This window comes from Neobacillus cucumis (assembly GCF_016908975.1).
GTDB classification, from domain to species: domain Bacteria; phylum Bacillota; class Bacilli; order Bacillales; family Cytobacillaceae; genus Neobacillus; species Neobacillus cucumis.
In genome coordinates, this window is record NZ_JAFBEX010000022.1 from 25,360 (window position 1) to 38,837 (window position 13,478).

The window sequence follows — 13,478 nt, forward strand, 5'->3', positions numbered from 1 at the left end:
GCTATTCATTTTTCCATCTTTCCGCTCCAATCGAAGTGCACCAGTCATTTTTTATTTACGATATTAAGAAGGCTGTCTTAAGAAAAGTTGACTGTTTTATGCCGTTGTGTCACTTTAAAGAGGCATATAGTAAACAATGAGGAGAATGTTACAAGTGAAACGAAAAATCATTGCTTATAATTTTGAGCTAACAGAAGTTCTTGAGAAACTAGATGATCAGTTTGAAGTGCAAATTTTCGATAGTATCAATCCTAAAACTGATCCAGCTTTTATACATGCGCTAAAAGATGTTGAGGGAATTGTTGGTCTGGCCTTGCCGGTTGACCAAGAATTACTTGAGCGGGCGCCGAAATTAAAAATAGTATCTAATAATTCCACCGGCTATAATAACCTTTCGATTGAAGAGATGACCAAGCGGGGTGTTATGGGTACCAATACGCCTGGTGTCCTAGAGGAAACGACTGCTGATGCTATTTTTGGAATCCTGATTGCTTCTGCCCGCAGGATAGCGGAATTGGATCAATTTGTGAAATCTGGAAATTGGAAAGGACACTTAACCACCGCAGAATACGCCATCGATGTTCACCAGAAAACACTTGGGATTATTGGTATGGGAAAGATTGGCTCAAGAATTGCCAAACGTGCTCACTTAGGATTTGATATGAATATCTTATATTATAATCGTAACCGAAATTTGGAGGCCGAAGAAAAATATAATGCCACCTACAGCGATCTTGATACTCTGCTAAAAGAAGCTGATTTTGTCTGCCTCATGACACCACTTACAAAGGAAACAGAGAATCTTATTGGTGCTCGGGAATTTAACCTAATGAAAAGGTCTTGTATATTTGTAAACGGTTCACGTGGTAAAACCGTTGATGAGTCTGCACTCATAAAGGCATTAGAAAATAAGGAAATTCACGCCGCCGCGTTAGATGTGTACCAAATAGAGCCGATAAAAATGGATAATCCTTTGCTGCAGTTTCCAAATGTAGTCACCACACCACATCTTGGTTCATCAACCTTTGAAACAGAACGTAAAATGGCCGAGCTTGCCATCGAAAATTTACTTGCAGGGTTAACAGGAAAACGCCCTAAAAACTTGATTAATCCAGAAGTGCTCCATTAAGATAAGAGAGATCATCACTTTATTTGAACGTAAAGGAGTAAAAATCATGGCAGAGGCAAAGAGTGTCATTGAAAAATTAAATTTGCAGAAATATACTGACAAACTCATTCTAAATAAACCTGAACAAATTGAGGATTTTCAAGAACTAGAGTATGATTCTTCTATTAAGAAAGACAAATATGATTTAATCTTCCATTTTATTTTTAGCATAGAGGAGTTTACCAAAGTACTTGAAACCGTGATTGAGAAAAAAATGTTAGAGGACAATGGCTATTTATACTTCGCCTACCCGAAAAAGAACAATAAGGTATATAAAGAATACATAGACCGCGACAGTTTTATCAATGCCCTGCCTGCTGATGAGGAAGGTTATGTACGGGGTAGCGATATCAAATTCGCAAGAATGGTAAGTTTAAATGATGTTTTTACAGTGGTAGGCTTAAAATCTACACCAAAAAAGGCGAAAAAGACTGCTAGTACGAAAAGCAGCCAATGTGTGGATGACTACATCAACAATATCGAGGATATTAAGCTGTATTTACAAAAAAATGAGGAACTATTAAACAAATACAATGATCTAACCCCCGGCTATCAAAAGGATTGGGCTCGATATATTTATAGTGCCAAAAGAAAGGAAACACAAGAAAAACGTCTGCTCGACATGGAGACTGTTTTAGGCGAAGGCTATAAAACGATTGAATTATATCGACAAGCTAAAAGGTAATAGTATTTTAAAAAAGTGCCCGGTTTTGTTTCATGAACCAGACACTTTTTTCTATCCTTTATTAATTTAAATCATGTTATTATTGTCTTTCTTTTTTTATCGAAAATTATAAAGCCGGAGCTTCCATTCCCATTTGGCTCCATTCTTCCCTTGCCGGTCCATAGACACCTGGCACCTTTAAGCCTGCTTGACGCATTAAGACTGTCATTTGGCCGCGATGATGAATGATATGCTTAATTAATAAAGAAAGAGTAACAGCTTTTGGCATCTGTCTTCCAAACACATTTTGTACTTCGGTTAATGATTCATCCGTCCACTGCTTCTGTACCTGTTCTGCAACCTCCGCACTAACTTTTCTAAAAGTGTCAGCGATTTCTTTTGCAGATGTTGGAATAGTCTCCCCGCTGCCGACATTTTCAATCGTAATTCCAAATTCATTTAACATACCAGGTGTACTTGCAACAATATGCCAAGCAATTTTGCCTAATGTCCGATCATCTTTAGAGACTGCTTGTCCGAGAGATTCATCTGTTAAGGCATCCAATACCCTTTGAGTAGAAGCGGCTTCTTGGTTCCATTCCTGGCTAAATTCATTAATAGAAGTAAACATACATAACTCCTCCAATTTTCTAATCTATCCATATTCATCGCTAAATTATGGCAAATAAAGTATATCATTCCAGATAGAAAAGATAAAATAATGTCTACCAAGCTTGGGAACCATCTCAAAAGTAGTACAGCACTAATTCAGTTGAACTTCCCATCAATCATACTAAGGGTTTCTCCAATTGATTCTTGCATAACAAATGTATTCGGCGCATGGTCGTAAGGGGTATCTCCCTTATTAATAATAATTAACGGTACCCCAGTGTTCTTATATTGTGGAAAGGTGGAGAAAGGGGTCACTTTCAAACTAGTTCCTAATACAAGCAAACAATCTGCCTGTCGGATCTGGTTAAGGATATGGTTAAATCCTTCCATCGAAAACCATTCACCCGTATCCCCAAACAAAACCACGTCAGGTTTAATGAAATGGTCTTCCTCCCTTTTTGTTTTACAATGATTACAAATGTAAAAGTCATCCATTGTTTTTAAACGGTTGATCATCTCACTTGTAGAATATGACTTTCCACAGTTCAGACAAGTGGCTGTTTTAATGGTTCCATGAAACTCAATTACGTTTTCACTGCCAGCTTTTTGATGAAGCCCATCAATATTTTGCGTAATGATAGAAGTGACTTTCCCTTCCTTCTCCCACTTCGCCAAGATTTGATGGCCTTCATTAGGAATAGCATCAGGGTGGTACAGATTTTCAATAGCAAACTGATAAAATTCCTTTGGCTGTTTATAAAAATAATCCAGCGAGAGTATGTATTCGGGTGCTAGTTTATAAATCCCTGTTCGCGAGCGAAAATCTTTAATTCCTGATTCAGTACTGATACCCGCTCCAGTCAAAACAACCATGTTTTTGGCATTTTCTAATCTCTTAATGCATGTTTCTATAGTGTTACTAGACATTTTGATTCTCCTTCCAACTCGATTGTCCTCCCCTTCTTTTTGAACTCCTATTGTATTTTTCAAAAAATATCAGGGATATTAATCTTATAATGAACGATTTTAATAAAAAAACAAAGAAGGATGCTGAAAAATGATTGAAATCCCAAGAACCCTATATTGTGAACATTGCCAAAAGGAAACGGAACACATGGTTCGCGAAGATGCCCTTGAAATTGAATACACCTGTACGGAATGTCATAAACACGAAGATATTGTTAAGTCATTTTTTTAAAGACATGTTAACACAAAAAAACTCAAACCTAGGCTTGAGTTTTTTTAAATCTTTAATTAAATTCCTTTATAAGCTAAACGATAGATTTCTGCTAATTCACTTACTAACGGAAGCTTAGGATTTGCTGTTGTACATTGATCCTCAAAAGCTTTCTCTGCAAGGTAGTCAACTTTACTTTCAAATTCAGCTGCTTCCACACCATTTGCAGCAATGCTCATGGGAATTTCTAATTCTAATGCTAAGCGAATGATTTCCTGAACTAAGCTTTCTACACCTTCTTCGGTCGTTGCAGCTGGTAACCCTAAAGTTCTTGCAATCTCTGCATAACGCTCATCAGCCTTAAAGTGATTGTATTTAGGGAAAGCTGTAAACTTCTTCGGTTTAGTTGCATTATAGCGAATAACATGCGGCATTAAAATTGTATTTGAACGTCCGTGTGCAATATGGAATTCCGCTCCTAATTTATGCGCAAGGCTGTGATTAATACCTAAGAACGCGTTTGCAAACGCCATACCCGCAATGGTTGATGCGTTATGAATTTTTTCACGAGCTTCTTCATCATTTCCATTTCGATATGCTCTTGGCAGATATTCAACTACAAGCTGAATGGCTTTCATCGCTAGACCATCTGTAAAATCGTTCGCCATACAAGATACATATGCCTCAATTGCATGTGTTAAAACGTCCATACCAGTATCTGCAGTAATATGTTTTGGCACAGTCATAACGAACTGCGGATCAATAATTGCCACATCTGGTGTCAACTCATAATCAGCTAAAGGATATTTAATGTTTGCCTCTTTATCAGTAATGACAGAGAATGATGTTACTTCAGATCCAGTTCCTGATGTGGTTGGAATTGCCACAAATTGTGCTCTTTGACCTAAGTGAGGATATTTTACAATCCGTTTGCGAATATCAAGGAATTTTTGTTTTAAGCCAAAGAATTCAGCATCTGGATATTCATAGAATAGCCACATTCCTTTCGCTGCGTCCATTGCAGAACCTCCACCAAGGGCAATAATGACATCTGGCTGGAACTTAGCCATCATTTCGGCACCTTTCATAACGGTTTCGATTGATGGATCTGGTTCAACCTCAGAGAAAATTTCGCAATGTACATAATCTGGACGTTTACGCAAGTAGTAAAGCACTCTGTCCACATATCCTAATTTCACCATGCCAGGATCAGTAACAATAATGGCTCTAGAAATTTTAGGCATTTTTGCTAAGTACTGAGTAGAATTTTTCTCAAAGTAAATTTTAGATGGGACCTTAAACCACTGCATATTAACATTCCTTTTTGCTACTTTTTTGATATTAATTAGGTGAACGGCACCAACGTTTGTAGACACAGAGTTACCTCCATATGTTCCGCAGCCAAGTGTTAATGATGGCATATAGGCATTGTATATATCACCAATCGCCCCTTGTGAAGATGGAGCATTGACAATGATTCTTCCTGCTTTCATCCGTAGGCCATACTGATTAATCACGTTTTGATCGTTTGTATGAATAACGGCAGAGTGACCTAAACCACCAAACTCAAGCATTTCTTCCGCTCTCTTTAAGCCTTCATCAGTTGAATTCACTTTGTAGCAAGCTAAAACTGGGCTTAATTTTTCCCTAGATAGCGGATATTTAGGACCAACGCCTTTCAATTCAGCAATCAGGATTTTTGTGCCTTCTGGAACTGTTAAACCAGCCTTTTCAGCAATTTTATATGCAGGCATACCAACAATGTCAGGATTTACAGCACATGATTGTTCATTAATGACCAACTTCTCTACTTTTTCTTTTTCCTCTGCATTTAAGAAATAGCAGTTGTTCGCAATCATTTCATTTTTTACATCATGATAAATTTCTTTATCAATAATAACGGCTTGCTCAGATGCACAAATCATTCCGTTATCAAAAGTTTTGGAAAGAATTAAATCATTCACCGCTTGTTTTAGGTTTGCTGTTTTTTCAATGTAGCATGGTACGTTACCTGGTCCAACACCTAGAGCTGGTTTTCCAGAACTATATGCAGATTTCACCATTCCCGCACCGCCTGTGGCAAGGATCATGGAAATCCTATTATGGTTCATTAAAGCTTGAGTCGCTTCTAATGATGGTGTTTCAATCCATTGGATGCAATTCTCTGGTGCTCCAGCTTTAATAGCGGCATCCCTTAACACCCTTGCTGCTTCACTGCTGCATTTTTGTGCAGATGGATGGAAAGCGAAGATGATTGGGTTCCGAGTTTTAATAGAAATAAGTGCTTTAAACATGGTTGTAGATGTTGGATTTGTGACTGGTGTGACCCCTGCCACAACACCCACTGGCTCAGCAATTTCAATCATGCCTTCATGTTCGTTTTCGTTAATGATGCCGACTGTTTTGTTATATTTAATGTTGTGATAAACATACTCTGTTGCAAACATGTTTTTTATGATTTTATCCTCGTATACGCCTCTTCCAGTTTCTTCGACAGCAAGTTTTGCTAAAGGCATATGTTGATCAAGACCTGCTAAAGCCATTTCCTTCACAATCTTATCGATCATCTCTTGATCAAAACCTCTAAATTCCTGTAATGCTTTTAAACCTTTTTCTACTAATCCATTAATCATGTTAGCTACATTTTGTTTGTCTTTCACTGTTTTTTCTACTACTGACATGTTAATCCCTCCAATGATTATATGTGTGAAACATTTCACATATATTTTTTAAAAAAAGATTTCATTACTGCATTTATTTAATTTGTGAATTTTTTCACAATTAAAACAAAAAATAAATCATTCACATACAGGGTTGCGTGGAATTTTTTCGAATTGGATCTCAGTTAAAACTTTAGAGTATTTTTTTACATTGACGACATAATTGACTGTCCAAATATAATTTGGGATCTCTTCATTTTCTTTTATTAACATTGCCTCAAATGGATCACCTACAATTTCTTCGAAGGTTTCTTGAGTATAGGTTTCAGCGTCTGTTGCGAAGGTTTTCCATTCACAAATCATCATGTCTTATCACTCCTTGTTTCTTTATGATTACATCATATCATGAAAAAAAGATAATTGTTTGTGAAATATTGAACAATCTTTGAACGTTGGTTCGTTTTACTAATTTTAGTTCTTTGGTACTAAAAACGCATTTTTTCCCATTATTAAGGATCCTATTTTGAATTAGCAACGAAAACGCTTCCATTTTAAAATTATATTAATATAACAACCTTCAACAGTAATTACCATAAGCAAATTACTTATATATTTAAAGATTTTTGGTTAAAATTCTAATAGAAATGGAGGAAATTCAATGTTTCGTTTTCTTATGATTATTATTACTATTTTTTTAATACATTCTTCTTGGCCATTTATAGAAAAAGAACTTAACAATACCAGCATTACCAACGGTATTTCCGAAGTAAATACACTAAAAGATAGCCCTGAAGTAAAAACAACCATTCAAAATATTTACACTGAAATTCAATCAGCCTTGGAACAACTTGTTTCTCTATTAAATTCCCCTAGTGAGCAGAATCAAAAATCAGCAGAATCAAATAGTGTGCCCAAGGTAGAATTAACGAAACCTGCACAACAGGAATTTTCTATTTTTAACATTGAGCTTGGCGATAGTAAAGACGACGTTGTATCAAACATAGGGACACCAAACCGTTCTACCTTGAATGAATACGGGACCAATTGGAATGCCTATCATGACAATTACCATCATTTTTTTATGGTGATGTATGATAATCAAAATAAAGTAGCTGGCTTATACACCAACCAAGATTTAATTGCCTCTAAAAATGGGATCAAATTAGGGACGGCAAAAGACACAGTCCGTAACTTGCTCGGAAAGCCTCTGACCAGTATTCAAAAGGGGCTTGTCCTTTACAAATTACCCGAACAGGATGAATATGATATGTTCTTGATTGATAACACCTATGTAACGGTTTTTTATGATCAACATCAAAACAACACCGTGACGGCTGTTCAATTAATTAGTAAGGATTTAGAAGATAAGAAAACCGATATTTACTCAAAACCTAGCTCCCAATTAAAAGCTGGCTTTGAGTACCAATTATTTGATTTAACCAATGCGGCACGGGTTCAGCATCAGCTCCCAGTCCTTACATGGGATGAACATGTTCAAGCTACCGCTCGGAAGCATAGTACAGATATGGCAGTTCATCACTATTTTGATCACACCGACCTTAAAGGACAATCACCATTTGATAGAATGGCAGCGGATCATATTGTCTTTCAACTTGCCGGTGAAAACCTTGCTTACGGTCAATTTAGTAGTATCTTTGCCCACGAAGGTTTAATGAATTCACTTGGGCACCGAGAAAATATACTACGTAATGGTTACAAATATTTAGGCGTTGGCGTTGCCTTTAATAATGAATCACAGCCATACTTTACAGAAAACTTTTATGCTAAATAAAGAAGGAATCACGGGGACGGTTCTATTGATTTTTAAGAATCAATAGAACCGTCCCCACTGCTTCTGCAAAAATTGGCGGATTATTTTTCTTGAATAAAGTTAAAAAATTTGATATATTACAAACAATTACATATCTTCTTACTTCAATAACTCTTGAAGTGAGGATAGAGGCGCAAAGACCATTAGTATACTATTAGAGGATAATGAGGTCCTATGACTTTAGTAGAAAGGGGAATTTGCCGAAGCGGAAAGAATCTCATTGATCTTGAAGCTGGTTCTGTATTGAATAAGTACAGAATTGTCATATAGGGAACTATATGGAGGGCTATCTCACGCATAGGAACTTGTACTTAGATGTTTCTACAGCAGCAGCGAACCCTCGATGCTGCTTCTTTGCGTTCACACTAGGATGTCCTTACCCCTCTAATTTATAAACAATTACAAAGGGTGAGAAAAAATGAATTTTGGCAAAGTAATAACTGCAATGGTAACACCATTCGATGAAAAAGGTGAAGTGGATTATAGCGCGACAAAAGCGTTAGTTAATCATTTAATTAACAATGGAACAGAAGCATTAGTTGTTAGCGGTACAACGGGTGAATCCCCTACCTTAACAACAGAAGAAAAAGTATCCTTATTTAAGTTAGTTGTTGAAGAAGCAGCTGGTAGAATTCCAGTTATTGCGGGTACAGGCTCCAATAATACTAGAGCATCAATCCAATTAACAAATCTTGCAGCTGAAGTAGGTGTGGATGGTATTTTACTAGTTGTACCATATTACAACAAACCTTCACAAGAGGGAATCTATCAGCATTTTAAAGCCATTGCCGAATCTACTGTTCTACCAGTCATGTTATATAATATCCCTGGTCGAAGTGTCGTGAACATGTCTGTTGAAACAGTCGTTCGTCTTTCAAGCATTCACAATATTGTAGCGATTAAAGAAGCAAGTGGCAACTTAGATGCAATGGCGGAAATCATCAGTAAGACCCCTGATCATTTCTCTTTATATACTGGTGATGATGCACTAACCCTTCCAACCTTGGCAATCGGTGGTACGGGGGTGGTTTCGGTTGCTTCCCACATTATCGGCAACGAAATGCAGGACATGATGACGAAATATAAAACGGGACAGCTCGAAGAAGCAGCGGCTGCACATCGTAAACTCCTCCCGCTAATGAAGGGTTTATTTGCTGCCCCTAACCCAACACCGGTTAAGGCTGCTCTTAACATGACGGGCATCCGGGTTGGTGATGTGCGCTTGCCATTAGTACCATTAACAGAGCAAGAAAAAAACACATTGGAAATGCTCCTGCCAGCTGACAAACTCGTAAGTGTAAGTTAAAATTAGGCTGCCTTTAGAAAGGCAGTCTTTTTTATTCATGAAACTCCCCTTTTAATTTGATCCATGAAAGGAAAATCGGAATGAGTAGAAAAACTGCCATTGTGACGGGCTCGTCAAGCGGCTTTGGTTTTTTATGCGTAATTGAACTTGCCTTGAAAGGATTTACGGTTATTGCCACAATGAGAGACACGAACAAGGCAAAAGCTTTGTTGGACCTCGCCAAAGAAAAGGAATTAGATAATGATATTCACGTTACCTCCCTGGATGTTACTTCAAGTGACTCCATCCATGATTTTAAAAAATACTTAGACAATTACTCTCAAATTGATGTATTGATAAACAATGCCGGCTTTGCCGTCGGTGGTTTTAGCGAGGAACTGTCTATAGAAGATTATCGGCGTCAATTTGAAACCAACTTCTTTGGCGTGATCGCAGTAACAAATGCCGTTTTGCCCATCATGAGGGCAAGCAAACAAGGTCGAATTATCAATATGAGCAGCATTAGTGGAAGATTTGGTTTCCCAGGCTTATCTGCTTATACTGCCTCCAAACATGCGCTTGAAGGCTACAGTGAAAGCTTGAGACTCGAACTCCGTCCTTTTGGAATCGATGTGTCCCTCATTGAACCGGGATCATACCAAACCAATATCTGGACGAGTGTGGACCAACTCGAGAACAACCCGGATTCTCCTTATACCTTTTATACGGAGAGTCTTTTAAAAGAAATAAATAATGGCAAAGCGGATTATGGCGACCCTAGTGATGTGGCTAAGCTAGCAGCCCAGATTGCTTCCAATCCCGGACCCTCTGACCTCCGCTATCCTGTTGGCAAAGGCGTAAAAACTAATCTTTTTTTAAAAAAGACACTGCCGTGGAAATTGATTGAAAATGTGGTCTTAAAAAGATTTAAGCTTTAATTTGTGCAGTTAAGCTTCTGTTTGGTTGATTCTTCCACATAAGAGGGACTATACTAAGTCTTGAATGAAGATAAGGAGGAGAAGCTCTTGAACAGCTTACAGTCAACCACTACGCTACATAATGGTGTGAAGATGCCATGGTTTGGTCTTGGTGTCTACAAGATCCCAGAGGGTGAAGAAGCTCTCGAATCAGTCAAAATGGCTATAAACGCAGGTTACAGAAGCATTGATACAGCGGCACTTTATCAAAATGAAGAAAGTGTGGGTCAATCCATTAAAGAGTCAGGCGTTCCCCGCGCAGAGCTATTTATCACCACCAAAGTTTGGAATGAGGATCAGCGCAATAATTCCGTTGAAGAAGCTTTTGAAACAAGCTTACAGAAGCTTGGTCTTGACTATGTAGATTTGTATTTAATCCACTGGCCAGTTAAGGAAAAATACAAAGACTCATGGAAGGTGCTTGAAAAGTTATATAAAGATAAGCGTGTTCGAGCAATCGGAGTGAGCAATTTCAACATTCACCACTTAGAGGATTTGATGTCTATTGCAGAAATTAAGCCTATGGTAAACCAAGTAGAGTTACATCCTCTTCATTCACAGCCAGAACTTCGCGATTATTGCAAAAAACAGGAAATTCAAATTGAAGCATGGGCTCCGCTTGGACAAGGCAGACTGCTCGACCACCCTGTTCTTCAAGATATTGCTTCAAGCCACCACAAGTCAATTGCTCAAGTCATCTTACGCTGGGATATTCAGAATGAAATTGTGACAATTCCAAAGTCCGTTCGTGAAAACCGTATCAAAGAAAACGCTAATATCTTTGATTTTACGTTATCTTCTAGTGATATGGAAAAAATAAATGCACTTAATGAAAATCAACGTTTTGGTGCGGATCCAGATAATTTTAATTTCTAATACTAGTGTGACTGTCCTTAAAGGGCGGTCTTTTTTATAGATGATTGTAAAAATATTCATCAAAGGCCTGTTCAATGCGGCTCTGAATTAAGTTGTACTCTGCTAGGGCAATGAAAGGTCCGTTCATCGACCGTCTCTTACCTCTTTGACCTCGCCTCGGGCAATGAAAAGCCGTTTCATTTACCGTTTGAACCAATTTGACCTTCGCATGGGCAATGAAAGACTGTTTCATTTACCCTATAAACCATTTGACCTCCGCTCGGGCAATGAAAGACTGTTTCATTTACCCTATGAACCAATTTGACCTTCGCATGGGCAATGAAAGACTGTTTCATTTACCCTATAAACCAATTTGACCTCCGCAGGGCAATGAAAGACTGTTTCATTTACCCTATAAACCAATTTGGCCTCCGCTCGGGCAATGAAAGACTGTTTCATTTACCCTATAAACCAATTTGATCTTCGTATGGGCAATGAAAGACTGTTTCATTTACCCTATAAACCAATTTGACCTTCGCTCGGGCAATGAAAGACTGTTTCATTTACCCTATAAACCAATTTGATCTTCGCATGGGCAATGATAGAACGCTTCATCGACCCAAAATCAAAAAATCCTTCAACCCCATTCCATGACCATCACTCCCCCAACCCCCTTAACTGCTCCCTGACCCCATCAATCAAATCCAACGGACCTACCCCATAACTTGATAACTCCTTCGCTTTCTCTTCCCCAGCTCTAGCATGTAGATAGCTCGCAGTCACTAGAGCCTGAACAGGTGATCCACCTTGTGCAAGAAACGATGCAATCATCCCGGTCAAAACATCCCCACTTCCGCCTTTACCAAGTGCATCATGACCAAGCGGGTTAACAAAAACCTCTCCATGTGGAGTAGCAATAATCGACCGATGTCCCTTCAACAGCAAATAAACGCCATAATCTTTAGCAAAAGTCTTAGCAATCTCGATTCGGTCCTCTTCCACTTCTTTTACCGTCTTATGTAACAATCTTGCCATTTCCCCTGGATGCGGCGTAAATAGAACATCCCCTCTATACTCTCGTACCAGACCCAACACACCCCGAAGCAAATATAACGCATCCGCATCAACCACTACAGGCTGTGTCGTTAATAACGACATGAAAGCTTTCATCCACGCCTCGCCGCCAGGAAATCTGCTAATCCCCGGACCAACCGCCACACTAGAAAATGGACCAATCAATGCTTGCAATTCGGTTAGAGCATCTGCAGCAAAATGTCCATCTTCTTCTGCTAATGGCAAAAATAAGGACTCTGGATTTTGCGCAGCAGCCATTGGGTAAATACTCTCCGGCACCGCTAAGGTAACAAGTCCTGCACCTGAATTTAAGGCCGATTTTGCCGAAAATATTGGTGCTCCAACATAAAACTTTGATCCGCCTAACACCAAAACATGACCGAACGTTCCCTTATGCCCATGTTTTGGTCTCGATGGGATCATCTCTTGCACCAAATCCTCTGTTATTAATCTCGGCATAGCAAGTCCCAACTCACCAACAATCGAAGGTGGAACAGAAATATCTACAGCCTTCCACTCCCCTACATACTTCGGACCATCCTGCAAAAAGAACCCTCTTTTTGGAAAAACAAACGTAACAGTCTTGGTTGACTTAATAGCGAGCCCTTCCACCTTGCCAGTATCACTATTCAAGCCTGAGGGAATATCGACAGACATTATTAGTTTTTCCCCTGCATGCTCATTTACCATAGCGATGATCGTTCCAAACGGTTCTCTTAAAACACCTTTCACACCTGTTCCTAAAAGTGCATCAACGATAACATCCGCTTGATTCAGTTCTGAGCGAACCATTTTAATCGAGGTTTCATGCAGGAATACAAGTGGTAGCTTACGGTTTCGATACACCTCAAAATGAACTTTCGCATCACCCTTAATGCGTTCAGGTGGTATAACTAAACATAGCAGCACATTAAATCCTAAATCCACCAGTCTTCGACCAATGACAAACCCATCGCCACCATTATTTCCACCGCCCGCGAGGACCATCACTCGTTGGTTTCGTGAAGGAACGCTTGCCACTATTTCCTCAACAACCTTTGCTCCAGCATTTTCCATTAACACAATCCCAGGCAAGCCAAGCTTGTCCATTGTAAATTGATCCATTAATTGCATTTCCTTCTGCCCTGCAATAAACATAACATTCCACCTCTTTCCTCCATTATAAACCTTTCCCC

The 13,478-nt window shown here is 38.8% G+C and carries 13 protein-coding genes and 1 riboswitch; of the genes, 7 read left to right on the forward strand and 6 right to left on the reverse strand.

Annotation, left to right across the window (positions count from 1 at the left end; translation table 11 throughout):
- Window positions 1-154 precede the first annotated feature (154 nt).
- Together JOC76_RS23235 and JOC76_RS23240 are read left to right on the forward strand one after the other, a co-directional pair.
- Window positions 155-1,129: a 2-hydroxyacid dehydrogenase gene (locus JOC76_RS23235; protein WP_205181158.1), complete on the forward strand. Its 975-nt coding sequence runs from the start codon at window positions 155-157 to the stop codon at window positions 1,127-1,129.
- A 46-nt stretch (window positions 1,130-1,175) separates the two neighbouring features.
- Window positions 1,176-1,853 carry a YdeI/OmpD-associated family protein gene (locus JOC76_RS23240; protein WP_205181159.1) on the forward strand — a complete coding sequence of 226 codons (678 nt, stop codon included), beginning with the start codon at window positions 1,176-1,178 and terminating at the stop codon, window positions 1,851-1,853.
- 106 nt (window positions 1,854-1,959) lie between these two features.
- On the opposite strand, the gene JOC76_RS23245 is transcribed toward JOC76_RS23240, so the two are convergent.
- Window positions 1,960-2,463, reverse strand: a complete 504-nt coding sequence (locus tag JOC76_RS23245; RefSeq protein ID WP_205181160.1) for a DinB family protein — start codon at window positions 2,461-2,463, stop codon at window positions 1,960-1,962.
- Window positions 2,464-2,600: 137 nt separating this feature from the next.
- Window positions 2,601-3,371 carry an NAD-dependent protein deacylase gene (locus tag JOC76_RS23250; RefSeq protein WP_205181161.1) on the reverse strand — a complete coding sequence of 257 codons (771 nt, stop codon included), beginning with the start codon at window positions 3,369-3,371 and terminating at the stop codon, window positions 2,601-2,603.
- A gap of 130 nt (window positions 3,372-3,501) precedes the next feature.
- On the opposite strand from JOC76_RS23250, the gene JOC76_RS23255 reads away from it, so the two are divergent.
- Complete coding sequence (locus JOC76_RS23255; RefSeq protein WP_205181162.1) at window positions 3,502-3,642, forward strand: hypothetical protein; 141 nt, start codon at window positions 3,502-3,504, stop codon at window positions 3,640-3,642.
- A gap of 56 nt (window positions 3,643-3,698) precedes the next feature.
- Here JOC76_RS23255 and adhE read toward each other — a convergent pair whose 3' ends face one another.
- The gene (gene adhE, locus JOC76_RS23260) at window positions 3,699-6,302 is read right to left on the reverse strand and encodes a bifunctional acetaldehyde-CoA/alcohol dehydrogenase (RefSeq protein ID WP_205181163.1); all 2,604 of its coding nucleotides are present in this window, start codon (window positions 6,300-6,302) and stop codon (window positions 3,699-3,701) included.
- A gap of 117 nt (window positions 6,303-6,419) precedes the next feature.
- Window positions 6,420-6,647, reverse strand: a complete 228-nt coding sequence (locus tag JOC76_RS23265; protein WP_205181164.1) for a hypothetical protein — start codon at window positions 6,645-6,647, stop codon at window positions 6,420-6,422.
- Between the two features lie 292 nt (window positions 6,648-6,939).
- Between JOC76_RS23265 and JOC76_RS23270 the strand changes: the two genes are divergently transcribed.
- The 4 genes from JOC76_RS23270 (at window position 6,940) to JOC76_RS23285 (ending at window position 11,250) form a co-directional block, all read left to right on the forward strand.
- Window positions 6,940-8,073: a CAP domain-containing protein gene (locus JOC76_RS23270; RefSeq protein WP_205181165.1), complete on the forward strand. Its 1,134-nt coding sequence runs from the start codon at window positions 6,940-6,942 to the stop codon at window positions 8,071-8,073.
- 157 nt (window positions 8,074-8,230) lie between these two features.
- A riboswitch (Lysine riboswitch) is annotated at window positions 8,231-8,409 on the forward strand.
- Between the two features lie 121 nt (window positions 8,410-8,530).
- A complete protein-coding gene (dapA, locus tag JOC76_RS23275; protein ID WP_205181166.1) occupies window positions 8,531-9,418 on the forward strand; it encodes a 4-hydroxy-tetrahydrodipicolinate synthase in 888 nt (295 codons plus the stop codon).
- Between the two features lie 80 nt (window positions 9,419-9,498).
- The gene (locus tag JOC76_RS23280; protein ID WP_205181167.1) at window positions 9,499-10,335 is read left to right on the forward strand and encodes an SDR family oxidoreductase; all 837 of its coding nucleotides are present in this window, start codon (window positions 9,499-9,501) and stop codon (window positions 10,333-10,335) included.
- 132 nt (window positions 10,336-10,467) lie between these two features.
- Entirely contained in the window at window positions 10,468-11,250 is a 783-nt protein-coding gene (locus tag JOC76_RS23285; RefSeq protein ID WP_205181209.1) for an aldo/keto reductase, read from the forward strand.
- A 34-nt stretch (window positions 11,251-11,284) separates the two neighbouring features.
- Here the strand turns inward: JOC76_RS23285 and JOC76_RS23290 are convergent, their stop codons facing one another.
- Both JOC76_RS23290 and JOC76_RS23295 read right to left on the reverse strand, forming a co-directional pair.
- A complete protein-coding gene (locus JOC76_RS23290; RefSeq protein WP_205181168.1) occupies window positions 11,285-11,482 on the reverse strand; it encodes a hypothetical protein in 198 nt (65 codons plus the stop codon).
- Window positions 11,483-11,886: 404 nt separating this feature from the next.
- A complete protein-coding gene (locus JOC76_RS23295; RefSeq protein ID WP_205181169.1) occupies window positions 11,887-13,440 on the reverse strand; it encodes an NAD(P)H-hydrate dehydratase in 1,554 nt (517 codons plus the stop codon).
- Window positions 13,441-13,478: the final 38 nt, after the last annotated feature.

Coding starts and splice junctions, on each gene's coding strand:
- JOC76_RS23290 (WP_205181168.1), bottom strand. CDS start 11,482: ATGAAACAGTCTTTCATTGCCCATGCGAAGGTCAAATTGGTTCAAACG.
- JOC76_RS23265 (WP_205181164.1), bottom strand. CDS start 6,647: ATGATGATTTGTGAATGGAAAACCTTCGCAACAGACGCTGAAACCTAT.
- adhE (WP_205181163.1), bottom strand. CDS start 6,302: ATGTCAGTAGTAGAAAAAACAGTGAAAGACAAACAAAATGTAGCTAAC.
- JOC76_RS23240 (WP_205181159.1), top strand. CDS start 1,176: ATGGCAGAGGCAAAGAGTGTCATTGAAAAATTAAATTTGCAGAAATAT.
- JOC76_RS23285 (WP_205181209.1), top strand. CDS start 10,468: ATGCCATGGTTTGGTCTTGGTGTCTACAAGATCCCAGAGGGTGAAGAA.
- JOC76_RS23295 (WP_205181169.1), bottom strand. CDS start 13,440: ATGTTTATTGCAGGGCAGAAGGAAATGCAATTAATGGATCAATTTACA.
- JOC76_RS23245 (WP_205181160.1), bottom strand. CDS start 2,463: ATGTTTACTTCTATTAATGAATTTAGCCAGGAATGGAACCAAGAAGCC.
- JOC76_RS23250 (WP_205181161.1), bottom strand. CDS start 3,371: ATGTCTAGTAACACTATAGAAACATGCATTAAGAGATTAGAAAATGCC.
- JOC76_RS23255 (WP_205181162.1), top strand. CDS start 3,502: ATGATTGAAATCCCAAGAACCCTATATTGTGAACATTGCCAAAAGGAA.
- JOC76_RS23270 (WP_205181165.1), top strand. CDS start 6,940: ATGTTTCGTTTTCTTATGATTATTATTACTATTTTTTTAATACATTCT.
- dapA (WP_205181166.1), top strand. CDS start 8,531: ATGAATTTTGGCAAAGTAATAACTGCAATGGTAACACCATTCGATGAA.
- JOC76_RS23280 (WP_205181167.1), top strand. CDS start 9,499: ATGAGTAGAAAAACTGCCATTGTGACGGGCTCGTCAAGCGGCTTTGGT.